Genomic DNA, 24,291 nt, shown 5'->3' on the forward strand with positions numbered 1-24,291 from the left:
CCTCGGCGCCGAGTCGGGCACTGTGGACGTGGGCGCCCGTAAGCTGGCGGCCAATCTCCGCGGGCGAAGGTGGGCAGGGCGTGGCAGTGCGCAGCACCGTCGACTTCGGGTACCGCTACCGCGTCGGATGGCATGTCCTCGTCGGCGCTGTCGCGATACCTCTTGCCGTCGCCATAGCGGCCGACGTCTCCGTGGCGCTCGGCCAACGCCTGCTGGCCCTCGGTACGCTCGCTGTCATCGTCGCCTGCTACGCCCTGGTCGCTCCGCGGGCCATGGAGAACCGCGACGAGCGTTGGGGTGCGGCCTATTTCGCCGTCCTGGCGGTCGCGTTCCCGCTCCTGCTCGCCATCGCCCCGATCGCTGGCGCACTGCTGTTCGCGCTCTGCCCACAGCTGTTCGTGATGGTCGCGAGGTGGCGGGTACGCCTACCGCTGTTGTTGATCCTCTATGCCGAACTCGCCTGGGCCATGGTGGCGCGGGCCGGAGTCAGCCGCTACACGCTGGCGATGGTCGGCGTGACCGTTCTGGTCCCCATGACCGTGACGATCCTCGTCGGCGCCTATCTGACCGGCATCCGTGAGCAGAACCGCAAGCGGGCCGCGCTGATCGAGGAACTGACCCGGACGCGGGCCGCACTGGAACGCGCGGGCCACGAGGCAGGCGTCCATGCCGAACGTGAACGCCTGGCTGCCGAGATCCACGACACCCTGGCACAGGGCTTCACCAGCATCCTCATGCTCGCGCAGGTCGCACGGACGACCCTGCTCCGTGATCCGACGGCTGCCGACGGCCAGCTCGACATCCTGGAGAAGACCGCCCGCGAGAACCTCGCGGAGGCACGCTCGCTGATCGCCGCATCGGCCCCGGTCGACCTGACCGGCCGCGGGCTCGCGGATGCGCTGGACCGGCTCGCCGCCCGGCATACTCGCGACACGGGTGCGCGCGTCGAGGTCTCGATCGTCGGCGAGCGGTCCGGCACATCCACCGGAACGGACATAGCCCTGCTGCGCACCGCGCAGGAGGCCCTGGCCAACGTCGGCAGGCACGCCGCCGCCACGACGGTGCGGATCGAGCTACGCCACGATTCCGGCCTCATGGCGCTGGCCGTGACCGATGACGGCCAGGGCTTCGACCCGGCCACCGTCCGGGGTGGATACGGCCTGCTCGGCATGCGCACCCGCGCCTCCAGCCTCGGCGGAACCTGCACGGTGAGATCGACTCCCGGCCAGGGCACCACGGTGCGGGTCGAGCTGCCGCCGCCCCCGGCCGAGCAGGCGACGCGTAGCCTGCAGCCTGTACTTGATCTCAGCTCCACACCCGACCACTGAGCGGGCGGAACCGGCTCGATGACTGTCCACATCCTGATTGTCGATGACCATCCCGTCGTACGCTTCGGCCTCCGCGGCATGCTCGAGGCCTACGACGACCTGCGGGTCGTCGGCGAGGCCGGCTCCGGCGACGAGGCCATCGTCCTCGCCTCCACGACGCGCCCGGACGTCGTCCTGATGGACCTGCGGATGCCGGGTACCGATGGCGCCACCGCGACGGCGCGCATCCGTCAGGAGCACCCCGGCATTCGCGTGCTCGTGCTGACCACCTACGAAGGTGACGCCGACATCCTGCCGGCGATCGAGGCCGGCGCCACCGGCTACCTGCTCAAGGACACTCCGATCGGTACCCTGACCGACGCGATCCGGGCGGCGGCCCGCGGCGAGACGGTCCTCGCCCCGCCGGTGGCTGCCCGGCTGGTGACTCACCTTCAGGCGCCGGCCGGGGAGCAGCTGACCCCGCGCGAGGTTCAGGTACTCGGCCTCGTCGCGCGGGGTCTGTCCAACAGCGAGATCGGTCAGCAGCTGTACATCGGCGAAGCGACGGTGAAGACGCACCTGCTGCGAACGTTCGTCAAACTGGGTGTCAACGACCGCACAGCAGCCGTCACCGTCGCTCTGTCGCGCGGCCTCCTCACCTCACCACAGCGGTGACCTCCGCATGCCGGCCATTGCCTACGTCTGGCGACTCGCGCCCCTAGGATTCAACCGGTCGGAGTTGCCGGTACGGGGTGAGGACGGCCGCGCAGATTGACGCGACATTCGATTCGAGCTGCACCGGGCTTCGCGGGAGATCCGTCATGCCTTCAGTTGTACGACGCCATGCTCGACCGGCGCCGTCCGCGGACAGCGCACGGTTGACGGCTTGTTGGGTGGCCGTGAGGCCACGGTCCGGCGGGCGTCTGAGGGGTGTCGCCACCCACGGACCGGCTCCCGTGTAGCCGCGGTCGGCGAGGACCGTGATGCCCTGACGTTTACAGATCCGGGTGATCCGATGGGTACGGGCCGCGGTCAGGTCATGCGTGCGGCCGGGCAGCGCGGGTGAAATCCACAGCGTCCTGCCATCCGGATCGGTCACCGGTAACGCGTTGACGCCACGCCCACGGTGCTTGTGGGAGCAGGCCCGGTGCACGACCGCGGCGAGCAGGCTGCTCGCCGCGGTCGTGTAGGCGTGGACGGGTCTGTCGGTGGTGAGTTTCGACACCACCCAGTACGGTCCCGCGGCGACGGTCTTCGCGTTGCGCCCCCGGCGACCCGTTGCCAGCCCGGGCCGGTCGGAGGGGCTCGTCTCCCAAGCGGTCGCCGGTCTCATTCTCGCAGCGCCGCACGACTGGACCGCGCAGGCATAGCGGCACCTTCCCGCCGACCGGCCCGCGGTCGCGCTCGACGTCGACATCGTGCAGGAGAGCGTCCCGGTGATCGGACTCGAACAGACGACAGGAGCCCGCCAGGCCACGGAGCATCTGCTTGCTCTCGGGCATGACACCGTCTGGCACGTCGCAGGTCCGACCGGCCAGCCATCGGCCCGAGCCCGCGAACGCGCCTCGGCGCGAGCGTATCGATGCGCGGAAAGTCAATGGCATGGCCGCGACGTACAACGCCCTGCAACCTTTCATGCCTCCTCTCGTGAGCGGAAGTCGGCTGCATGGTCGGTCGTCTGAGCAGCGGCAGCCGTGGGCACGGTTTCGTCGGGGAGATCGAGGCTGCTGCGCAGGCTGACCGGCTTCATCAGAACGGCGGCGACGACGGCGAGGACAGCTGCGGCTGCCGATAGGAGGAAGACCTGCGCCGTAGCGTCGCCGTAGGCGACGCGGACGAGCTCGCGCACGGCCGGTGGCTGTTCGGTGGCACGGGAGAGGGCGCTGCCCGTGGACGGCAGGCCGGCGGTGGCGAGACCGTGTGTGATCTGGTCCTGGACCTGCCGAGCCAGTATGGCGCCGAGCACCGAGACGCCGATCGTGCCGCCCATCGAGCGGAAGAAGGACACCGTCGAACTCGCCGCTCCCACGTCCCTCAGCGGCACGGTGTTCTGCACGGCGAGCACGAAGTTCTGCAATGTCATGCCGACGCCCATACCGACGCACACCATCGCGACGCTGAGGAAGGCCATGGATGTGGTGGAGTCGACCGTGCCGAGCCCCGCGGACCCGGCCGTGAGGAGCAACGCGCCGGTGACGACGAACGGCTTGATCTTTCCGGTGTGGCTGATGAGACGGCCTGCGACCGTGGAGGCGATCAGGGTGCCGGCCATCATGGGAATCGTCAGCAGGCCCGCCTCTGTGGGGCTGTGACCGCGGCTGAGCTGGAAGTACTGGCTGAGGAACACCCCGCTGCCGAACATGGCCGTCCCGACGGCGAGGCTGCCGGCGATGGCCAGAGCGGTCGTGCGCTGTCTGACGATGCCGAGGGGGATGACGGGCTCCGCGGTGCGGGCCTCCACCCACACGGCCGAGACGAGCAGGGCCAGGGCGGCGGCCCCCATGGTGGCGGTCTGCCACGAGGCCCAGGCAAAGGAGTTGCCGACGAACGACACCCAGATCAGCAGCACGCTCACGCCGGCGGCGATCAGGGTGGCTCCGAAGTAGTCGATCTTCACGTTCTCTCGCCGTGCGGCGGGAAGCTTCAGGGCTCTGCGGAGCAGCAGGAGCGCAAGGACGGCGAGGGGCAGGCTGATGAAGAAGCACCAGCGCCATCCGAGCCAGGTGGTGTCGACGATGACACCGCCGAGCAGTGGGCCGCCGATGGTCGATGCCGCAGTCACGCTGCCCAGGTAGCCGCTGTACCGGCCGCGCTCGCGGGGCGGGATCATGGCTGCGATCGTGATCTGGACGAGGGCCTGCACGCCGCCAACGCCTACCCCCTGCAGGGCGCGAGCGGCGATGAGCTGACCGGCGGTCTGGCTGATCCCGGAGGCCAGGGATCCCACCATGAATATGGCGACGGACGCCTGCACGAGGGTCTTCTTGCTGAAGAGGTCGGCCAGCTTGCCCCAGATCGGAGTGGTGGCCGTCGTGGTGAGGAGCGTGGCGGTGACGACCCAGGCATACTGGTCCTGCGACCCGTTCACGGCTCGGATGATCTCCGGCAGCGCAGTCGAGACGATGGTGCTGCTAAGCGTCGAGACGAACAGGGCGAGCAGCAGACCGCTGAGGGCCTTCAACACCTGACCGCGCGACGTGACCGGCGTACTTGCAGGCTCGGGCTGCTTCAGAGCTCGACTCATCGCCCCAGCCCTCGCTTGTTGTGCGGGCGCCGCTTCACCACGGATCCCTCGATCGTGTCGGCGTCGGAGGGGAGCGCCCGGAAAGGGTCCCTGGCCAGCAGCCGCGCATCCTCGTTGTGGCGGTGGTCGTGGGCGACAGTCTGGCCGCCGGGCTTGCCTGCGAGCATGCGGTCGTCACTGGTCCCCTCGCTGCTGGCGTTGTCGCCCTCAACCCGTTGGCGCGCCGTTACGGCTCCACACGGGAGTTCGAGCTGGATCGTGGTCACAGGGTCTCCGTAGGACGGGTACGCGTCGACGCCCGGGCGGGCGCGTCCGGGTTTCGGCGTCGGTGCCGCATGGGTGCGGCCACCGTAGTCTCACCGCATCTGAACATGTAATCACGTTTCCATATTGAGATGGGGTGCCGGGTCCGGCCGGGCCCTATGTTCGACCTGTGACAAAGCAGGCGAAGGCAGCGAGCAGTGGGGGCCGCGGCCCCGGGGGCTTACGCGAAGACCGGCGAGGTGCGGCAGAAGATTCTCGACGCCTGTGTCGAGGCATTCAGCGCCGGAGGCTTCCACGGCGCCACCATGGAGGACATCGCGGAGCAAGTCAGCATCAGCCAGGCCGGTCTGCTGCACCACTTCGACAGCAAGGCAGAACTGCTGGCCGAGGTACTCGCCGCACACGAGCGGGAGACGGCCGCGATCGCCCGGGAAGCTGATGACCTGGATTTACTGCGGACTCACCTGGAGGTCGCGCACGCCAACGAGGCCTGCCCCGGGCTGATCCAACTGCACAGCATCATCTCGAGTGAGGCCATGACCGGCGAGCATCCCACTCACGAGCTGCACCGGGCTCGCTACGACAGCCTGCGCCTGCATCTGACCCGGGTCTTCGCCGAGTTGCGCGGTCGCGGACGCCTGAAGGTGGACACAAGGCTGGAAATCCTGGCGGACCTGCTCATCGCAGTCATGGACGGACTCCAGCGCCAGTGGCTGTACAACCCGAGCGCGGTGGACGTATCGACAGACGTCGAGGCCTTCCTGGCGGGAGTTGTCGACGACGAGGCCTGAGGACTGCCACGCGGCTTCAATCATGTGCTAGCGTCCACCTCAATCTCGAACTATGAATCTAATTTTGAGATTGAGATTGAGGTGGTCGGTTCGCCGATCGCGTACGCGCAGTCAAGGAGACCTCACATGCCTCGTTCTCGGCCATCCGAGGTTCGCACCCCGGCCGAGACATCAGCTGCGTCTGCGCCGTTGGCCGATACCGCCGCGCTCGCCCAGAGCGCGGTCCACGAGGTGACCTCGTTCGGTACCGGTCTGCGGCAAAGGCCCCGAACCGGCCGCCCGGCTCTCCGCCGGCTTCGTCCGCGCGCGACCCCAGTCGCACCCGGTGTGGCGGCTGCCGGCGAACACGGCCCCGGCCACGGCACATCCGAGGGCGCAGGCGACCAAGCCGTCGAGTGGATCGGCCGACGTGTCTTCGTCGACGAGCACCTTGTCGGCACGTATCGAAGACACCGGCGACGCCCCCGCTGAAGGCCGCCGCAGACTTCATCCGGGCGTGGCCGGCCTGCGCGCCCGCGCGTCGGCGAGACCGGGTTCCGGCTCCTCGTCGGCGATGAGCGGGCCAGGAGCGTGGGCCTGACCCACCGCCCCATCTCGATCGCTCGACTCCCGATAGTCGTCTCCCCCGGCGACCATGTACGAGTCGAGAAGCGGCTTGAGCGTACGTTGCCCGAAGGCCCGGCGGCATCGATGGCGGAGGGTCACGGTCGCAGCGTGCGGCCACGACAGCCACGGACGCCGCGCCCCCGACCGCCGCCGGACACCGAGACGGCGGCACGCCGGCTCCCCGAGATGGCAGGCGCCATCCCGTGCCCCCGGACGTCGGACCGGCGGCAGAACAAGAGGCGTCCGTACCCACCGGAGCACCTGCTCACCTCAAAGGCCCCCGGTTCGCCGACAAGTCGACCAGGACCACCGTGCTCATCCACGGGCCTACGGGCGCCCTCCGGCCCCGGCCGCCCGCGCCGCGAGCCCAGTACGGGCAGAGAAGCGAAACATGACCACAAGGAGACGGACCATCTTGAACGGCAGGCGCATGAGGATCCCCGCGGCACTCGCTCTGGGGGCGGTGATGGTCTTCGGATGCGGTCACCCTCCCGCCCAGACAACCGAGGCAGCCGCAGCCCACACCGAACCCGGCATCGCGCTGGTGAATCAGAAGAAACTCTCGCCGCGGCTCAGCGAGCTGACCTTCAACTCGTCCGCGCTCGACGGCAAGACCAAGGTCCGCGTGCTGCTCCCCCGCGGCTACGACGCGGAGAAGAGGCGCCGTTACCCCGTGCTGTACCTCTACCACGGTGGAGGGCAGAGCGCTGCGAGCTGGACACAGGACGGCGCCGCGGAGCAGGCCACGGCCGGCCTGCCCGCGATCGTGGTGATGCCGGACGCCGGCTCCACGGAGTGGTACGCCGACTGGTGGAACAACGGCCACCGCGACCGGCCGATGTGGGAGACCTTCCACATCAACAGGCTCCTCCCATGGGTGGACGAGCACTACCGCACGATCCCCGAGCGCGGGGCACGGGCTGCCGCCGGACTGTCGATGGGTGGGTTCGGGGCCGTCTCGTACGCGGCCCGGCACCCCGACCTCTTCGGTGCCGTCGGCTCGTTCTCCGGAGACGTCGACCACCAGAACGTCGAGATGCGCACCATCATCGAGCAGCTCCACCCCTCGCTCTGGGGCCCGTGGGCGACGCAGGAAGTCCGCTGGCGCGGGGACAACCCCTGGGATTTGGCGTCCAATCTGGCCGACACGGACGTGTCTCTGTACACGGGCAACGGCCGGCCTCGACAGGACGGCGAGGCCGTGGACCGCACGGAACAAAGAATCCGGAAGGAGAACTTGTCCCTCCACGAGCACCTGCTGGACCTCGGCATCCGGCACCGGTGGCACGACTACGGACCCGGCAGCCACTCATGGCCCTACTGGCAGACAGACCTCCGGGCCTGGATACCCCACCTGAAGGCCTACTTCGCCCGCCACGCGCAACACCGCGCCACTCCCCGGTCGTTCACCTTCTCGTCGATCAGGCCGCAGTACAGCGCCTACGGCTGGACCGTACGGATGCGGCGGGACGTCACCGAGTTCAGCGCACTGGAAGTGGCCCGTACGCGCCGCTTCACGGTGGTCGGGAACGGCTCAGCCACGGTACTGACGCCCTCACTGGCCCGCCCGGGCACGCGGTATCACGTCACCGTCCGCGACCACGCGGGCACTTCAGTGCGGTCGGCCACCGCCGACGCCCAGGGGCGCTTGACGATTCCCCTCGCACTGGGCCCCGGCAACCCGCACCAGCAGTACTCGCCGCAGGCCGACACGGCGAGTACGGGCCCCAGCCCTGACGACGTGCCGTTCCACACCAGGGGCAACAGCTCCCGCTTCAACCGGGCCGAGGTGACGATCCTCCCGCGTTGAGATCCCCTCGCTTCGCCCGCCGGGCCAGCGGCGGGGGGCAGCGAGGAAGACGGCGGGGAGATCGCAGCCGGGCAGTCGTTCCGTACACCGGACCCCCGCCACGCCGAGTGCCGGGCCGTTGCGAGCACGGGACTCCGGGTCGGCGCCTACAGCTGCTGTCATCGCGAAGCTCTCCGTCGTCGACGTGTCGGGTGCGGTCCCGCCAGGGTTTCGGGATCGGTCTGGCCGGACCTCGTCCAGGGACCGCCGCCCCTGGACGAGGTCCAACGGTCCGCCGGCCTGGAGGATGTCGAGAGCGCCGTCGGCGGTGCCGCGCCGGGAGGCCAGGCTCGTACCAGCTCCGGATGCAGGGGGCGGTCGAGAATCGCTGTGGGCGGGACACCCTCACCGAGGACCCCCGGCTCGCCGGAGGTCCGGCTCGAGGGCCGGTGGCTCACCGGTCGAGATCGCAAGGACGCCGCCGCGCGCGGTACACAGCGCCCGCGCCCGCGGCTCTGCCTCGTCGCCCATGGGGCACTCGCAAGGGCTCATTGATCAGTGGTCCGTCGGGGCCCGGGAAAGAACCGGTTGGTGACGCGCTGATAGCGGATGTAGTCGGGGCGTCGTTGCCGGCTGAAATGCTCGGCGGGAACGGCGCCGGTGTAGTGCACGAGCATGTGGTACGTGGTCCAGGAGATCCAGGCCAGGGCGAGGACCGTGAGCAGGCCGAAGACGATGTGGTGGTGTGGCCAGCGGTCGATCAGCACGGGCAGCGACAACAGGATGAGACTGCTCCACTGCATCCACTGACCGAAGTAGTTGGGGTGACGGCTGTAGCGCCACAGCCCGATGTCGCAGGTGCGGCGCACACCGTCTCGTCGGGTGCGGTCGGCGAAACGGGCCTTCTGCAGGTCCGCCACCGATTCGAAGACCCAGAACACCGCCAAAACGGATTCGTATTTCGAGATTGGGCCGGACGTTAACACGGGGTTTCGGCCATGGGGAAGACCTCAGACGTCCCCGTCGACCACCCCTGCGAGGAAAGCCTCGATGCCGGCCGGGACATCGACCGCGCCAGGGTTGTACAGCCACTGGATCTGCAGTCCGTCGATGACGGCGACGAGGAGGTTCGCCAGGATCTCCGGCTTGGTGTCCACCTTCAGACGCCCGCGGCCGCGCAGCTCGGCGAAGATCCGGGTCAGGTGCAGGCGCAGGTTGTCATAGCGGGCGCGGTACAGCTCGTGGGCGGGATGGTCACCGACCGTGGCCTCGCTCGAGAGGATGCTGTGCAGCTGGACCATCCCGGGCCGCGCCTCGTTGACGTGCGCGACCCGCAGCTGGGCCTGCAGGGCGTGCAGGTCGTCGGCCTCCCGGACGATTCTGGTGGTCTCCCGCTCATGGGCGGCGAGCACCTCGGACAGCAGCTCCGTCTTGCTGGAGAAGTGATGGAGCAGACCGGTCTGACTGATACCCGCCCGCTGGGCGATCTCCTTCATGGTGGTGCCGTGGAACCCACCGGCCCCGAACGCCTCGACGCAGGCGTCGAGGATCTTCTGCCGCACCTCGGCGGACTTCGCATAGGACCCCCGGGGCCCACGGACCCCACTACTCGATGCCTTCGCCTGCTTCGTCACGGACTGAGCATAGGACGGATCCCGGCCCGCGCTCCGGCCCGCCTCTCAATTACGAATTGATATTCCATTTTGACAGCGGCGGGGCTATGGTGACCGCACTCGCCCGGCACCGTCGTCGAGACCTTCGTGCCCCCACAACGATGCCGACGCGTGCCTGCCCTACGGAGGCGCCGTGACCACGATCCATCCCGACTTCCTCTGGGGAGCCGCCACGGCACCCCATCAGGTGGAAGGCAACAACACCACCAGCGACTGGTGGGCCCGCGAAGTACGCATGCCCGGCACCGAGCCCAGCGGCGACGCCGTCGACCACTACCACCGCTACCGCGAGGACATGCGGATGCTGGCCGACGCCGGCCTGAGCGCCTATCGCTTCGGCGTGGAATGGGCCCGTATCGAGCCCCGGCCCGGGCAGATCTCGCGCGCCGAACTCGCCCATTACCGCCGGATGATCGACACCTCGATCGAATTCGGCCTGACGCCTGTCGTCACCCTGCACCACTTCTCATCCCCCCGCTGGTTCGCCGAGCAGGGCGGGTGGCTCGCCGACGACGCCGTCGAGTGTTTCCGGGCCTACGTCACCACGGTCACCGCCATCCTCGACGGTGTCGACTGGGTGGCCACCCTCAATGAGCCCAACATGCTCGCGATGATGACCATGCTGGCCCGCGCCATGCAGCGCGGAGAGGTCCAGCAGTGGCAGAGTCCCACCGTCGAGGGTGAGCCGGGTGCCGAGCGAGTTGGGCGGCAGACCCTGCTCCCGGTCCCCGACCCGGAGATCGGCAAACGCTTCATCGACGCACACCACGCGGTCCGCGACATCCTCCGGCAGCGCACCGGCGCGAAGGTCGGCTGGACCGTCGCCGCGCAGGCCTTCACCGCCGCTCCCGGCGGGGAGGACAAACTCCTCCAGGTCCGCCACGACTGGGAGGACCTGTACCTGGAGGCCGCCCGCGGTGACGACTTCATCGGGGTCCAGGCGTACTCCTCGCAGCAGGTCGACGCGAACGGCGTCATCCCGCACCCTCCGCACCCGGACAACACCATGATCGGCACCGCCTACCGGCCGGATGCCCTCGGCATGGCCGTCCGTCACGCTTGGCAGGTCACCGGCCACGTGCCGGTACTCGTCACGGAAAACGGCATCGCCACCGAGGACGACAACCGCCGCATCGCCTACACCGCCGAGGCACTACGGCACCTGCTCGCCACGGTCGACGAGGGCGTGGACGTGCGCGGATACCTGCACTGGAGTGCCCTGGACAACTACGAATGGGGTCACTGGGAACCGAAGTTCGGGCTCATCGCCGTGGACCGCGAGACGTTCCAGCGCCACCCCAAGCCGAGCCTGGCCTGGCTCGGTGACGTCGCCAGGCGAGGAGGACCGCCGGCATGAACAGACTGCCCTTGCACGGGCTGCTTCGCACATCCGAGATCGCCCTGGACGGCGAGTGGCAGTCCCGGCTGCTGCCGTCTCAGGAGTGGAACACAGTCCCTGCCCCGGACCTGTGGACCATGTGCGAGGACACCGGTCGGCCGCACTGCACCGATGTCCCGATGCCGTTCGACGAGGGACCGCCGCAGGTGCCCGCGCACCATCCGACGGGCGTCTGTCGGCGCACGCCGAGCTGACGCCCATGCCCCTGCGCAACCGTCACACCTTGACCGACCTCGACGGCTTCCACCTCCACGTGCGTGTGGAGACCGCGGACGGTCCGCTCACGGGAGTGCCGATCCCGGCGCACGACGCACGACGCAGCAAGAACGACGAACAATGTGAGGCGGCCATGGCCATCGAACCCCGCTATCCCTACGAGGATCCGCACGTACCGGTGGAAGACCGGATCAGCGACCTCATCGGCCGGATGTCCCGCACGGACAAGGCCGCACTGATCTTCCACTCCGAGGTCTCCGTCGGCTACGTGGACGGAAGTGACCACTGGGGCCGGGCCTGTGCGGGCACACTCCTGCGGGAGCGCGGCATCACGCACTTCCTGGGTCAGGGCACGCCCCGGGACGGCCGCGACATCACCCAGTGGCACAACCGCCTGCAGGAGATCGCGCTGGAACTCCCCCTGCGCATCCCGGTGACGCTTTCCAGCGATCCGCGTCACTCCGTGACCGACAACCCGCTCACGTCACAGGCGGCCGGAGCCTTCTCCCGCTGGCCCGAGTCCCTCGGTATCGCCGCGATCGGGTCGGAGAAGACCGCCTACGAACAAGGTGAGGTGGTGGGACGCGAATACCTGGCGGCCGGCATCCGCGTCGCGCTGCACCCGCAGGTCGACCTCTCCACCGAATACCGCTGGGCCCGCATCGTGCAGACGTACGGGGAGGACGCCGACCTCACCTCCCGCCTGGCCGTCGCCTACTTCCAGGGCCTGCAGGGGGACGGCGGAGCCGAGTCGGTGGCCGCCATGGCCAAGCACTTCCCCGGTGGAGGGCCGCAGAAGGACGGCCTGGACCCGCACTTCCGTGACGGCCGGGAGCAGGTCTACCCCGGGGACCGGTTCGACTACCACCTCGCCCCGTTCGTCGCACTCATCGAGGCCGGCCTGCCGCAGATCATGCCGTACTACGGGATGCCCGTCGGGACCGAGTGGGAGGAGGTCGGATTCGCCTACAACAAGGGCATCGTCACGGAGCTGCTCAGACAACGCCTCGGGTTCGACGGAATCGTGTGCACCGACTTCGGCGTGATCACGGGAATGGGCGATACCTTCCCGGCCAAGGCGTGGGGGGTCGAGCATCTGTCCCGCGAGCAGCGCGTGACCCGGCTGCTCGATTCGGGTGTGGACCAGTTCGGTGGCGAGAAGGACGTGAGCGTCCTGCTGGACGCGCTGTCGTCGGGGTCGGTGACCGAGCAGCAGCTCGAGCAGCCGGTGCGCCGTCTACTGCGGGAGAAGTTCCGGTTGGGTCTGTTCGACGGTGACCGGGTGATCGATCCGGAGCGGGCGAACACCGTCATCGGCAGTGCTGCGCACCAGGCGCTCGGTGTGCGGGCGCAGCAGCGGTCGCTGGTACTGCTGAAAAACGACGCAGGCGTCGACGGCCTCCCCCTCCTGCCGTTGTCGCCCGGGATCCGCGTCTTCGTCGACGGCGTCGAGCCGAGCGCGTTCGAGGGCTTCGCCTCTGTCGTGACCCATCCCGCCGAGGCGGACGTCGCCGTCGTGCGCACCCGCACCCCCGACTACGCGGATCCGGCCATGCACTTCCTCGGGTCCATGCACAAGGGCAGCCTGGAATTCCGTCCGGAGGACCGGGAGCGGATCCGGACCATCGCCGAGCAGGTGCCCACCGTCCTCGACGTCTACCTCGACCGCCCCGCAGTCCTCACGGACGTCTTGTCGCCGACAGCGGTCTTCGCGTCCTTCGGCACGGACGACCGCCCCTTCGTCGAAGTCCTCTTCGGCGAGGCCGGGCCCGAGGGATCGCTGCCCGTGGAACTACCGCGCTCGATGGCCGCCGTAAAAGCCAGCCGGACCGACGTCCCCTTCGACACGGCCGATCCCCTGTACCGCTTCGGGCACGGACTGCGCTACGAGCGCAGCGCAGCGGAAAGGACCGACGAGGCGTGAAGGTCCAGTCAGGACAGGTCGCGCTCGTCACAGCCTCCAGCCGGACCCCCTCACGGACAGCGCGCCGCTCATCGATGCCACCGTCGCTCGGCTGCCGCTTCCCGAAGCGAGTTCCGGCCCGCCGGTAGACCGAAGCTGTCAGGTAGTTGGTGCCGGTCCAGACGTTGATCTCCTGGCGGGGTCTGGTGCCGAAGAGGGACGGTCCCGAGCGCGAGTCACGGCCTCGGCCCGGCGTCCAGGCCGGCCCGCTGCGGTACGCCATCCATTCGAAAGCCCAAGGAAGACAACCAATGACCTATGCGGACTTCAACACCGACTGGAACTACCGCCGCAAAGTGACACCCTTTCAGGAACTGGGTGGCGCGGCAGGTTCCCCGTGGACGTCGGTGACACTGCCGCATGATGCGCTGATCACCACCGAGCGGCATGCGCAGGCACCGGGCGGACACACCAACGGGTACTTCAACGGCGGAGCATTCGAGTACCGCAAGACGTTCACCGTGTCCGAGCAGGATCGCGGCAAGCTCATGTTCCTCGAGTTCGACGGCGTGTACCGCGATGCCGTTGTGACGGTCAACGGCGCACTCGCCGGCCGCCACGCGTTCGGCTACTCGCGGTTCGTGGTGCGCATCGACCCGTATCTGCGGTTCGGCGGCGACAACGAGATAGGGGTGTCCTGCCGCGCACATCTCGACAGCCGTTGGTACACCGGCTGCGGCATCTACCGGGACGTGCGCCTGATCGTCAAGAACCCGGCGCATCTGGCCGTCGACGGTGTCCGCATCACGACACCGGACGTCGACGAAGCGATCGCGATCACGGAGATCGCCGCACGCGTGCAGAACGCGAGCGCCGTGACCACTACCCTGCGCGTTTCGGCAGTGATCACTGATGACGAAGGGGCCGAGGTCGCACGGGGGAAGGCCCCCGTGACGCTGCTGCCGGCGGATGCGGAGACGGTGCGGCTGCGACTGCCGGTCGACAGGCCACGCCGGTGGAGCGCCGACACGCCGACGCGCTACTTCGCCCGCGTCGAGCTCACTGACGGCGACCGGGTGGTCGACGAGACGGTGGTCCCCTTCGGTATCCGCACGGTCCGGGCAGACGCGCGACGCGGCCTGCGCGTGAACGGCGTGGAGGTCAAACTGCGCGGTGCCTGCCTGCACGGGGACAACGGTCCGCTGGGCGCTGCCGCCATCGGCCGGGCGGAGGAGCGCAAGATCGAGCTGCTGAAAGCAGCCGGCTTCAACGCGATCCGCAGTTCCCACCACCCCGCGAGCAGCGCACTTCTCGACACCTGCGACCGCCTGGGCATGTACGTGATGGACGAGGCATTCGATATCTGGACGCAGGGCAAGAGCGACTTCGACTACTCCGCCGACTTCTCGCAGTGGTGGGAACGCGACCTGGAGGCCATGGTCGCGAAGGACTTCAACCATCCCAGCGTCATCTTCTACAGCATCGGCAACGAGATACCCGAAACCGGAACTCCCGACGGCGGCCGCTGGAGCAGGAGGCTCGCGGAGAAGCTGCGCGCTCTTGACGGGACCCGTCTGGTGACCAACGGCATCAACGGCTTCGTGTCCGTGCTCGATCTTGTCCTGGGAGGGATGGCACAGCAGCGTGAAGCGGCTCGTTCCACCGATGCGGCAGCGGGTGAACAGGGAGGCGGCGTCAACGGCATGATGAACGCGTTCGGCGAGATGATGGGCCGAATCGTCTCCTCACCCATGGTGACCGAGCGCACCGAAGAGTCATTCGCGGCGCTCGATGTCGCCGGTATGAACTACGGCGAGTCCCGCTACGGTCTTGACAGCGATCTCTTCCCCGACCGCGTCATCGTCGGCACCGAAACCTGGCCCACGGTCATCGACCGCAATTGGGACCTGGTCAAGAAACACCCGCACGTGATCGGCGACTTCACCTGGACGGGCCTGGACTACCTCGGCGAGACCGGGATCGGCGTCGTCAAGTACGCGGGCGCCGAAGACGGCGGCCAGGGCTTCTCCACCGTCTATCCGGGGCTGTCGGCGTACTGCGGCGATCTGGACCTCGTCGGGCACCGTCGACCGGTGTCCTATTACCGCGAGATCGTGTTCGGCATGCGGACCGAGCCGTACATCGCAGTCAGGCGCCCGGAACACCACGGCTGCCCCATAGCGGTGTCGACCCCGTGGGCGTGGAGCGACTGTGTCTCCAGTTGGAGCTGGCCGGGTTTCGAAGGCGCCCCCGTGCACGTCGAGGTCTACGCCGACGCCGACGAAGTCGAGCTTCTGCTCGACGGCGAGCCGATCGGACTGTGCGCCGTCGGCACCGAGCGAGCCTTCAGGGCCGACTTCGAGGTGCTCTACCAGGCTGGGGAGCTGGTCGCCGTCGCACGCCGGAACGGCGAGGTGGTGGGGAGGACATCCCTTGTGACCGCGACGGGACCTACGCGCTTGTCGCTCACGGCCGACCGTGACGAGGTGCGCGTCGGCACCCGCGACCTGGCGTTCGTCACGATCACCCTGACCGACGAAAGCGGCACCGTGCACAATGCCACCGACCGTGAGGTACGGGTGACCGTCTCCGGCGCCGGCGTACTTCAGGGGCTCGGCAGCGGTGCGCCAGTCACCGAGGAGACGTTCAACGGGCCGGCCCGGCACACTTATGACGGGCGCGCTCTCGCGGTCATCCGCCCGACCGGAGCCGGCACGATCGTGCTCGAAGCCCAGGCAGAGGGCTGCCCACCCGCTCGCCTCACGCTCACCGCCACTGCCTCCCCCGAGCCGCTGCCCGCCCCCTCCGTCCGGGCCGAGGACACCGATCCAGACCTGCATAGGTGACCGGCATCATGTGACGAAGCTTGATCCCCCAGCTGGTCTGACACCGTGATCGGAGAACACACCACAGCTGTGCGACGTCCTCTCAACCGGGTTGGGATCGGCTGTGCCGCTGGACGCACTGTGCGCCTTGCCCGACGAGTCACGGAGCGATCGAACGACTCGGGCAAGGCACGGGTGGGCATGGCGGGAACTACCGCACGACGATTCGGACCCGGTCCAGGTTGTCGACGCGGGCGAAGGGAGTGTCCGGATCGGCGTCGCGCTGGGCCGACACCCGGACGGTGACGAAGTGGGTGCCGGGGCCGGCGTAGACGTGGTGGCTCTCGAGGGTCAGCCGGGAGGTGGCCTCGGTGATCTCGTCGATCTCGTACGTGCCGTCTCCGTCCAGGTCCCACTGAATCCGCACGACAGGGCCGGCGCCCGGCGGGGCCTCGGCGGTCACTTTCAGGGTCACGCCGGTACCTGCGGTGATCTCCGCTCGCCGGCCGCCGTCGGCGGTCACGTGGACCACCGGCTGCACCCCGCCACGCTCGAACGCCGAGTCGGGAACGAGAACCTGACCGTCGCTGATCTCGTACTTGGTGTGGGACGCCGGCGGTATGTCCTTCTCCACCCAGTCGGCGAGGCTGCGCAACGCCTCGTGCAGCACGCCGAGGTAACTGACGGTGTGATTCGGGTGTTCCTGGCGCTCGGAGTCGGCGTGCAGCGCGTTGTCGACGTACCAGCGCCGGAAGTCGTCGTCGACGGTCGCACCGAGGTGTTCGGTGACCCTGGTGCGGTACCAGTCGGCCTGCCACGGGAACGCCTCCCGGTCCAGCAGGCACGCCACCGCGATCATCTTGCCACCGATCCGCCCGGTGGGCAGGCTTCCGGCCGCTCCGGCAGCGAACAACGGGGCGGGCTGGAAAGGCCGTTGGGGCGGGATCGGGGTGCCGTCGGCGTCACGGAACTGATCCCACACCGGGTACTCGGGGCCAGGCACCTGGTGGCGGTGGTAGGTCTGGGCCGCGAGGAAGTTGCTGTTGTCCACGTGGACCGTGTCACCGGCCCGCAGCGCGGACAGAGCCTTGTCGAGGTCGGGCATGTCGATGACGGCGAGGTCGCCATGGAAGCCCTTCAGCCGCAGCTTCGCGCCCTCGGCCTCTCCGGAGGTGACGGACAGTTCGGCGCCCAGGATCTCCGGGCCGGCCACGGCCTTCAGGCGCAGGGCGACGACGGTGCCGGGGTCGCCCGCGGACCCCTTGAACGCCTCGTCCACGCCGCCCTGGGCGGTCTCCGCCTGCTCGGCGAACGGGCCCAGGTCGGGGGGGTCGCGGCGGAGGAGGACCTCGCTGATCGTGCTGTCGAAGCGGCCGCGTTCCCGGTGGATCGCGGAGTCGGGGTCCGTGCCGAGATATCCGGGGGTGGTCCAGAAGGCCGAGAGTGCCGAGTTGGTGCGCCGGGCGGAATTGCCGCAGCGGCGCTCGGCCGAGAAGGCCCGCGTCATCCGCAGACTCCTGCGCTGACGGGCCGGCCTGACGCTCGACCACGTGTGCGCTGTCGAGGCCAGGCCGGATTCGGACGGACCGGAAGTGTCCGCCATCCGCGGGCTCGGTGGCAGGTCCACGAAGCCATGGACCGTCCGCTCCTCCCGTTGTCCCGTGACCACAGGGGCTGTCAGTGGGGCAGCAGCTGCTCTCCTCCCTGCCTGCGGAGTCGGAACGAGCGGATCTTCCGCGATTACCTGCACGCCCATCCCGGGGGCACGACCCGGTGCACGCAGCTCAAGCAGCGATCGTCACCGCTGGTACGGGACCGGCCTGCGAACCGTTCCAGCCAGAGCAGCAGCAACTACTCAAACCGGCTCCACGCTCCGGCCGCCATTCGGCGTCGGCCGTGGCTCGGCGTTGTGTTTGCCGATGCAGCACAAAGCTCCACCCTCATTTGGGCGGACAGGAGGTCGTAGTCGTAGGCCGACCGGCCGCCTCCATCATCTCGGCGACCCGGGCCATCGTGTCCCGCAGCCACATGTGCGCCGCGTCGTGCATGTGGACCGGATGCCACCACAAGGCCTGCTGGATCGGCACAGCGTCATAGGGCGGTTCCATGATGCGGACGTGTGCGAGTCCGTCCAGCTCGTCGGCGAGACGCCTCTGAAGGAGAGCTACCCGGCGGGTGCCCGCGACCAGGAGGGGCATCAGCTGGAAACTGTCGACGGAGACCGCCACGCGCGGCTCGATGCCGAGCATGGCGATCTGGCGGGCGGCGGGGGCGTCGTAGGCTCGTTGGTACGTCACCCATGGCAGTCGGGCCAGGTCGTCGAGGGTGAGCTGCTCGCCGACCTCGGGGTTGTCGTCGGCGACGAGGAAGACCCAGCTGTCCTGGTAGAGCTCGACCGTGGGGAAGCCCCGGATGATGCCGTGGGGCAGCAGTAGCCCGTCGACGGTGCTGAGCAGCGACCCGGTGCTGTCGATGAATTCGTTCGGTACCTGTTTGAACCTGAGCCGGATGCCTGATGCCTCGGCTTGGATGGTGCGGGCGAGTTCGGTGCCGAAGACGGCAACCGCGTAGTCCGAGGCGATCAGCGTGAACTCATGTTCCTCGCGGGAAGGGTCGAATTCGGCCTGACTGGCGAAGACGCGCTCCAGCAAGTCGCACGCGGTGGTGGTCCGGTCGAGGAGGGCCCGCCCGAGGGCGGTCAGTTCGTACCCTCCGCCCACCCGGGCGAGCAGGTCGTCGTCGAAGTGGCGGCGCAGCCGGGCCAGGGCCGCGCTCATCGCGGGTTGACTGAGCCCGATGCGCTGGCCGGCCCTGGTGACGTTGCGCTCCTGCAGGAGGGCGCGCAGGGCAACGACGAGGTTGAGGTCCAGGCTGGCCAAGTTCACGAAGCATCCCAATTCCGGAGCCGGCACCATCGGTATTCACCGGCTGGATTCTTATATACAGGAAATCAATTTCCCTGATTGCAATCTACGGGCCAGATTAGTGGCACCGCAATCGGGAGGAAATCTCCGTGACATCCGCAGCCACGTCGGCACCCTTCACCTCCTTCTCCGGACCGTTCGCCATCGGCACCCTTTCGGCACCGGGCGAGACCAGGTTCCCGAGCCTCGTGACGCCGGAGGGCCGAGCGCTCGACCTGCGCACGGCACTGAACGAACCCGCGTTGACCACGCTCACGCTCCTGGAGCGCTGGGACGAGGAGCTGCCGCGGCTGCACACCCTCGCCGGGGACCCGACGCGCGACTGGCGGCCGCTGGCGGAGATGACGGTGCACGCGCCCGTCGAGCCCCGGCAGATCTTCCAGTCCGGCGCCAACTACCGGCAGCACGTGATCGACCTGGCGGTCGCACACCGCGCCCCGGACGCCCCGGGCACCGTCGAGGAGGCCCGCGCCCAGGTCGCGGCGGTCATGGACAAGCGGGCCGCCGACGACCTCCCGTACGTCTTCATCGGCCTGCCGACCACGATCAGCGGCCCCTACGACGACGTGGTGCTACCCGCTTGGGCAGAGAAGCCCGACTGGGAGCTGGAGGTGGCCGCGGTGATCTCCCGCCCCGCCTACCGGGTCACCGTGGAGGAGGCGCTGAAGTACGTCGCGGGCTACACCATCGCCAACGACCTGACCGACCGCGCGAGCGTCTTCCGCCGGGACATGCCCCCGATCGGCACCGACTGGCTGCGCAGCAAGAACGCCCCCGGCTTCACCCCGCTCGGCCCGTGGATCGTCCCGGCCGGCTCCATCGCCGACCCGTCCGACCTGCAGGTCACCCTGAAACTCAACGGCGAGACCATGCAGGACGAGTCCACCAAGGACATGATCTTCGGCGTCGCACGGCTGGTCTCGTACATCTCCCAGACCGCCCGACTGCTTCCCGGCGACCTCGTCCTCACCGGCAGCCCGGCCGGCAACGGCATCCACTGGGGCCGGCTGCTGCGCGACGGCGACGTGATGGACGGGTCGGTCACCGGGCTCGGCGCCCAGCGCACCCGCTGTGTCGCGGAGGAGGCCGGATGAGCGCCGGCCGTATCGACCGTTCAGATCCCGAGGCGGCGATCGCCGAGGCCGCGGAGGCGTACTCGAACTGGGGCCGCTGGGGTGAGGACGACGTGCTCGGCACGCTCAACTTCCTCGACGAGGCCAAGCGCCGCGAGGGCGCGGCCCTGATCCGCGACGGCGTCAGCTTCTCCTTGTCACAGGCCTTCGACATGGACGGCCCGCAGCAAGGCTGGCTGCGGCGTACGAATCCGGTGCACACGATGCTCGCCACCGGCACCGAGGCCGCTCTGGGCGGCCAGGGCTTTCCGCACGGTTTCGGTGGCGCCGACGACGTGATCGCCATGCCCCTGCAGTGCTCCACCCAATGGGACGGGCTCGGGCACATCTTCGATCACGGCATGGCGTGGAACGGCCGCCCGGCGGAGAAGGTCGTCACCTGTGAAGGCGACCTGGTCACCGGCATCGAGCACATGGCTCCGCACGTCGCCGGGCGGGGGGTCCTCCTCGACGTGGGCCTGGTCATCGGTGAGGGCTGCGAACTGCCCGACGGCTTCGCCATCACCGAGGAGCACCTGACCGCAACCGCCGAGGCGCACGGCGTGTCCGTCGGTCGGGGCGACCTGGTCCTCGTGCGCACCGGGCGGCTGGCCCGCGCCCGTCACGAAGGCTGGGGCGCCTACGCGGGCGGACCGGCCCCGGGGCTGAGCTTCAGTACGGCCGGCTGGCTGCACCGGAGCGAGATCGCCGGGATCGCCACCGACACCTGGGGCTTCGAGGTGCGGCCCAACGAGTTCGACGACGCCTTCCAGCCGCTGCACCAGGTCGCCATCCCCCACATCGGTCTGCTCAGCGGTGAGATGTGGGACCTCGACGCCCTCGCCGCACATTGCGCCGCCGACGGCCGGTACGAGTTCTGGCTCACCGCCGCGCCCCTGCCCATCACCGGGTCCGTCGGCTCACCGGTCAACCCCATCGCCGTCAAGTAGCGCCCTGGCTTGCCGGGCGGGCTGCGCCCGGACGGCTCCCCCGTTCGCCCGCCCGGCATGCAAGACCCCCTCCGCCGCTCGCAGTCGCGCGGCACCATCTCAGGGAGAACCCATGAACGACCCCATTCCCCGCACCGTCCTCGTGATAGGCGGCGGCGCGTCCGGCAACGCCGTGACCGTGCTGCTGCAGCGGGCGGGCATCGCTGTGGAACTGATCGAGGCCAAGCCCGACTGGAACGTGCTCGGCTCCGGCATCACCCTCCAGGGCAACGCGCTGCGTGTGCTGCGCGAAGTGGGCGTCTGGGACAAGGTCCGGGAGAGCGGTTTCGCCGTGGACGCCGTCGGCATGGCCGCGCCCGACGGGACCGTTTTCCATGTCCAGCAGGACGACCGCACCGGTGGGGACGACCTGCCCTCGATCTTCGGCATGCAGCGGCCCCGGCTCCAGGAGATTCTGTGTGAGGCCGTCGTCGAGAGCGGCGCGACGGTGCGCCTCGGCACCACCGCCGAGGAACTGATCCAGGACGCGTCCGGCGTCACCGCCCGGTTCAGCGACGGCACCGAGGGCCGCTACGACCTTGTCATCGCCGCCGACGGCGTCGGCTCCCGCACGCGCGCGGTGATCGGCATCGGCGACAAGCCCGAACCGACCGGCATGGCGATCTGGCGCGTCCCCGTGCCCCGTCCCGAGGGCGTGGAGCGCATGCAGCTGTCCTACGGCGGACCGTGCTACATCGCCGGTTACTGCCCCACCAGCAAGAACACCATCTACGCCTACCTCGTCGAGGCCAACCGCGACCGCGCCTCCATCGACCCGGCCACGTACGCGGACGAGATGCGGCGGCTGGCCGCGCCCTACGGGGGTGCGTGGCCGGAGATCGCCGCGAGCATCACCGACCCCGCCCAGGTCAACTACACCTGGTTCGAGCGACTGCTCGTCGAGGGCTCCTGGCACCGCGACCGGGTCGTCCTGATCGGTGACGCGGCCCACGTCTGTCCCCCGACGCTCGCCCAGGGCGCGGCCATGTCGCTGGAGGACGCCTCCGTACTGGCCGAGATGCTGAGCGAGGAGCAGGACTGGAGTTCCCTCGACGCTCTGCTGACCGGCTTCTACGAACGCCGGATCGGCCGTGTCCGCATGGTGGTCGAGGCATCCGTGCAACTCGGTCAGTGGCAGCTGGACGGCGTCCGTGACGCCGACGCACCCGGTCTGATGGGCCGCACGATGTCCGTCCTGAAGGAGACCCCGTGAACGCCGTGAGTCCCCAGAGCTCCACACCCACGATCGACGTCCACGCGCACGTCCTGCTCCCTCAGGTCGAGGAAGCCGTCGCCGGACACCCCGGTCTGGCCGCGGCCCGCGATCTCGACGCCCGCCGCAACGGCCCCGAGGCCATCGCCGTCAGCGGCCCGATGTTCCGGGACCGCTTCCCGAGGCTGACCGACGTCAAGGCCCGGCTCGCCGCGATGGACGCCTCCGGGGTCGACGTCCAGCTGGTCTCGCCCTCTCCGTCGCACTACCACTACTGGGCCGACGAGGACCTGGCCCGCACAGCGTGGGAACTGGCCAACGAGGGCACCGCCGCGCACGTCGCCCAGGCCCCGCAGCGGCTGCACGGCCTCGGCCTCGTCCCGCTCCAGCACCCGGACCTCGCCGTCGAAGCCCTCGACCACGCCCTCGGCCTGGGCCTGCGCGGTGTCGAGATCTCAAGCCACGCGCCGGGACACGAACTGTCGGACCCCGCGTACGAGCCGTTCTGGACACGGGCCGAGGAAACCGGCGCGATCCTCTTCCTGCACCCCTTCGGCTGCACGCTCGACGAGCGCCTCAACCGGTGGTACCTGTCCAACACCGTCGGCCAACCGACCGAGAACGCCGTCGCCCTGTCCCATCTGATCTTCTCCGGAGTCCTGGACCGGCACCCGGGGTTGCGCATCGTCGCCGCCCACGGAGGCGGCTATCTGCCCACCCACATCGGCCGCTCCGACCACGCCTGGCTCGCCCGCACCGACACCCGCGGCTGCGCACACCCGCCCAGCAGCTACCTCAAGCAGCTGTACTTCGACTCCCTTGTCCACGACCCGGACGTCCTGCGCGAGCTGATCCGGGTGGCCGGCCCCGACCGGGTGCTGCTCGGCTCCGACTTCCCCTTCGACATGGGCACCGACGACCCGCTCGGCGCGCTGCGCGACGTCACGGACCTGCCCTCCCCCCACTTCCACGCCGTACGCGGCGGCAACGCGGCAGCGCTGCTGCGTCTCAACTGAGGAGCCCGACATGACCAACCGTCTGCTCACCCACCTGCGGCACGTCGACCTGGCCGTGCCGGACTACGACAAGCAGCTCGACTTCTACGCCGGCGTCTGGGGCCTGACCAAGGTCGCCGAGGACTCCGGTATCTCCTTCCTGGCCGCCGAGGGATCCCCCGAGCAGTACATCGTCCGGCTCCGCAAGGCCGAGGAGAAGCGCCTCGACCTCATCTCCTACGGCGCGGCGAACCCCGCCGACGTGGACACGCTCGCCGAGCAACTCCTCGCGGGTGGAGTACAGCTGATCTCCCAGCCGGGCCAGGTCGACACCCCCGGCGGCGGCTACGGCTTCCGCTTCTTCGACATCGACGGCCGCACCATCGAGGTCTCGGCCGACGTCGAGGCGCGTCAGCACCGTCGTATCGAGGAGAAGGAGTCCATCCCGGTCCGTCTCTCGCACGTCGTCCTGAACTCTCCCAACATCAACGCCACCCGCGCCTGGTACGAGCAGCACCTCGACTTCCGGCTGTCCGACACGATGACCTTGCCGCACATGGGCGACGTCATGCACTTCATGCGGATCAGCAGCCAGCACCACTCCATGGCCATCGCCAGCGGTCCGCACGCCTCCCTGCAGCACCTCTCCTTCGAGATGCGCGGCATCGACGAGTACATGCGCGGCTCCGGCCGCGTGATGCGCTCCGGCGCCCGCAAGATCTGGGGCCCCGGGCGGCACATGGCGGGTGACAACACCTTCACCTACTTCCTCGACCCGCACGGCAACACCGTCGAGTACACCACCGAGCTCGAAAAGCTGGACGAGGACACCTGGCACCCGCACATCTACGACCTGACGAAGCCCGAGAACGCCGATCAGTGGGGCACGTCCAACCCGATGAACGAGATGGTCGCCAAGGAAATGCTCAACGACGTCGACCGCGGCGTCTTCGTCGCTCCGCCGGTCTGACCCCTTGACCCCGGGGGCCCGGCGTACTCCCCCGCCTGCCATGTCGCCGGGCCCCCGGCCTGTGTCAACTC

General features: G+C 69.1%; 19 protein-coding genes and 1 pseudogene. 13 read left to right on the forward strand and 7 right to left on the reverse strand.

Going from position 1 to position 24,291, the window contains the following annotated elements:
- The first annotated feature begins 80 nt into the window (after positions 1 to 80).
- Both OG289_RS09555 and OG289_RS09560 read left to right on the forward strand, forming a co-directional pair.
- Positions 81 to 1,328 (forward strand): sensor histidine kinase, encoded by a 1,248-nt coding sequence (locus OG289_RS09555; RefSeq protein ID WP_327313591.1) that lies wholly within the window; start codon positions 81 to 83, stop codon positions 1,326 to 1,328.
- An 18-nt stretch (positions 1,329 to 1,346) separates the two neighbouring features.
- Positions 1,347 to 1,982: a response regulator transcription factor gene (locus OG289_RS09560; protein ID WP_327313592.1), complete on the forward strand. Its 636-nt coding sequence runs from the start codon at positions 1,347 to 1,349 to the stop codon at positions 1,980 to 1,982.
- A 43-nt stretch (positions 1,983 to 2,025) separates the two neighbouring features.
- Here OG289_RS09560 and OG289_RS09565 read toward each other — a convergent pair.
- From OG289_RS09565 to OG289_RS09575, 3 genes and pseudogenes are all read right to left on the reverse strand, one after another.
- A pseudogene (locus OG289_RS09565) lies at positions 2,026 to 2,445 on the reverse strand (transposase family protein); the annotation flags it as partial.
- A gap of 495 nt (positions 2,446 to 2,940) precedes the next feature.
- Entirely contained in the window at positions 2,941 to 4,551 is a 1,611-nt protein-coding gene (locus OG289_RS09570; RefSeq protein WP_327313593.1) for an MDR family MFS transporter, read from the reverse strand.
- Positions 4,548 to 4,817 (reverse strand): hypothetical protein, encoded by a 270-nt coding sequence (locus OG289_RS09575; protein WP_327313594.1) that lies wholly within the window; start codon positions 4,815 to 4,817, stop codon positions 4,548 to 4,550. The genes OG289_RS09570 and OG289_RS09575 overlap by 4 nt, the downstream gene beginning before the upstream one ends.
- A gap of 195 nt (positions 4,818 to 5,012) precedes the next feature.
- Between OG289_RS09575 and OG289_RS09580 the strand changes: the two genes are divergently transcribed.
- Together OG289_RS09580 and OG289_RS09585 are read left to right on the forward strand one after the other, a co-directional pair.
- Positions 5,013 to 5,606 carry a TetR/AcrR family transcriptional regulator gene (locus OG289_RS09580; RefSeq protein WP_327313595.1) on the forward strand — a complete coding sequence of 198 codons (594 nt, stop codon included), beginning with the start codon at positions 5,013 to 5,015 and terminating at the stop codon, positions 5,604 to 5,606.
- 1,021 nt (positions 5,607 to 6,627) lie between these two features.
- Positions 6,628 to 8,022 (forward strand): alpha/beta hydrolase, encoded by a 1,395-nt coding sequence (locus OG289_RS09585; RefSeq protein WP_327313596.1) that lies wholly within the window; start codon positions 6,628 to 6,630, stop codon positions 8,020 to 8,022.
- Positions 8,023 to 8,549: 527 nt separating this feature from the next.
- Here the strand turns inward: OG289_RS09585 and OG289_RS09590 are convergent.
- Complete coding sequence (locus tag OG289_RS09590; RefSeq protein WP_327320626.1) at positions 8,550 to 8,942, reverse strand: DUF1295 domain-containing protein; 393 nt, start codon at positions 8,940 to 8,942, stop codon at positions 8,550 to 8,552.
- A 69-nt stretch (positions 8,943 to 9,011) separates the two neighbouring features.
- Positions 9,012 to 9,635 (reverse strand): TetR/AcrR family transcriptional regulator, encoded by a 624-nt coding sequence (locus OG289_RS09595; RefSeq protein ID WP_327313597.1) that lies wholly within the window; start codon positions 9,633 to 9,635, stop codon positions 9,012 to 9,014.
- A 172-nt stretch (positions 9,636 to 9,807) separates the two neighbouring features.
- Here OG289_RS09595 and OG289_RS09600 point away from each other — a divergent pair, with 172 nt between their 5' ends.
- The 4 genes from OG289_RS09600 (at position 9,808) to OG289_RS09615 (ending at position 16,038) form a co-directional block, all read left to right on the forward strand.
- Positions 9,808 to 11,031 (forward strand): glycoside hydrolase family 1 protein, encoded by a 1,224-nt coding sequence (locus OG289_RS09600; RefSeq protein ID WP_327313598.1) that lies wholly within the window; start codon positions 9,808 to 9,810, stop codon positions 11,029 to 11,031.
- Entirely contained in the window at positions 11,028 to 11,267 is a 240-nt protein-coding gene (locus tag OG289_RS09605) for a hypothetical protein (protein WP_327313599.1), read from the forward strand. Before OG289_RS09600 ends, OG289_RS09605 begins: the two co-directional genes overlap by 4 nt.
- A gap of 29 nt (positions 11,268 to 11,296) precedes the next feature.
- Complete coding sequence (locus tag OG289_RS09610) at positions 11,297 to 13,213, forward strand: glycoside hydrolase family 3 protein (protein WP_327313600.1); 1,917 nt, start codon at positions 11,297 to 11,299, stop codon at positions 13,211 to 13,213.
- A gap of 290 nt (positions 13,214 to 13,503) precedes the next feature.
- Entirely contained in the window at positions 13,504 to 16,038 is a 2,535-nt protein-coding gene (locus tag OG289_RS09615; protein WP_327313601.1) for a glycoside hydrolase family 2 protein, read from the forward strand.
- Between the two features lie 190 nt (positions 16,039 to 16,228).
- Here OG289_RS09615 and OG289_RS09620 read toward each other — a convergent pair whose 3' ends face one another.
- Together OG289_RS09620 and OG289_RS09625 are read right to left on the reverse strand one after the other, a co-directional pair.
- Complete coding sequence (locus tag OG289_RS09620) at positions 16,229 to 17,524, reverse strand: hypothetical protein (protein WP_327313602.1); 1,296 nt, start codon at positions 17,522 to 17,524, stop codon at positions 16,229 to 16,231.
- 433 nt (positions 17,525 to 17,957) lie between these two features.
- Entirely contained in the window at positions 17,958 to 18,902 is a 945-nt protein-coding gene (locus OG289_RS09625) for a LysR family transcriptional regulator (protein ID WP_069761899.1), read from the reverse strand.
- Between the two features lie 128 nt (positions 18,903 to 19,030).
- On the opposite strand from OG289_RS09625, the gene OG289_RS09630 reads away from it, so the two are divergent.
- From OG289_RS09630 to OG289_RS09650, 5 genes are all read left to right on the forward strand, one after another.
- Positions 19,031 to 20,035 (forward strand): fumarylacetoacetate hydrolase family protein, encoded by a 1,005-nt coding sequence (locus OG289_RS09630; protein WP_327313603.1) that lies wholly within the window; start codon positions 19,031 to 19,033, stop codon positions 20,033 to 20,035.
- On the forward strand, positions 20,032 to 21,003 hold the full coding sequence (locus tag OG289_RS09635; RefSeq protein WP_327313604.1) for a cyclase family protein: 972 nt from the start codon (positions 20,032 to 20,034) through the stop codon (positions 21,001 to 21,003). The genes OG289_RS09630 and OG289_RS09635 overlap by 4 nt, the downstream gene beginning before the upstream one ends.
- Before the next feature lie 112 nt (positions 21,004 to 21,115).
- Positions 21,116 to 22,255, forward strand: a complete 1,140-nt coding sequence (locus OG289_RS09640) for an FAD-dependent oxidoreductase (protein WP_327313605.1) — start codon at positions 21,116 to 21,118, stop codon at positions 22,253 to 22,255.
- Positions 22,252 to 23,271: an amidohydrolase family protein gene (locus tag OG289_RS09645; protein WP_327313606.1), complete on the forward strand. Its 1,020-nt coding sequence runs from the start codon at positions 22,252 to 22,254 to the stop codon at positions 23,269 to 23,271. Before OG289_RS09640 ends, OG289_RS09645 begins: the two co-directional genes overlap by 4 nt.
- 10 nt (positions 23,272 to 23,281) lie before the next feature.
- A complete protein-coding gene (locus tag OG289_RS09650) occupies positions 23,282 to 24,220 on the forward strand; it encodes a VOC family protein (RefSeq protein ID WP_327313607.1) in 939 nt (312 codons plus the stop codon).
- Positions 24,221 to 24,291: the final 71 nt, after the last annotated feature.

The organism is Streptomyces sp. NBC_01235 (assembly GCF_035989285.1).
GTDB lineage: Bacteria > Actinomycetota > Actinomycetes > Streptomycetales > Streptomycetaceae > Streptomyces.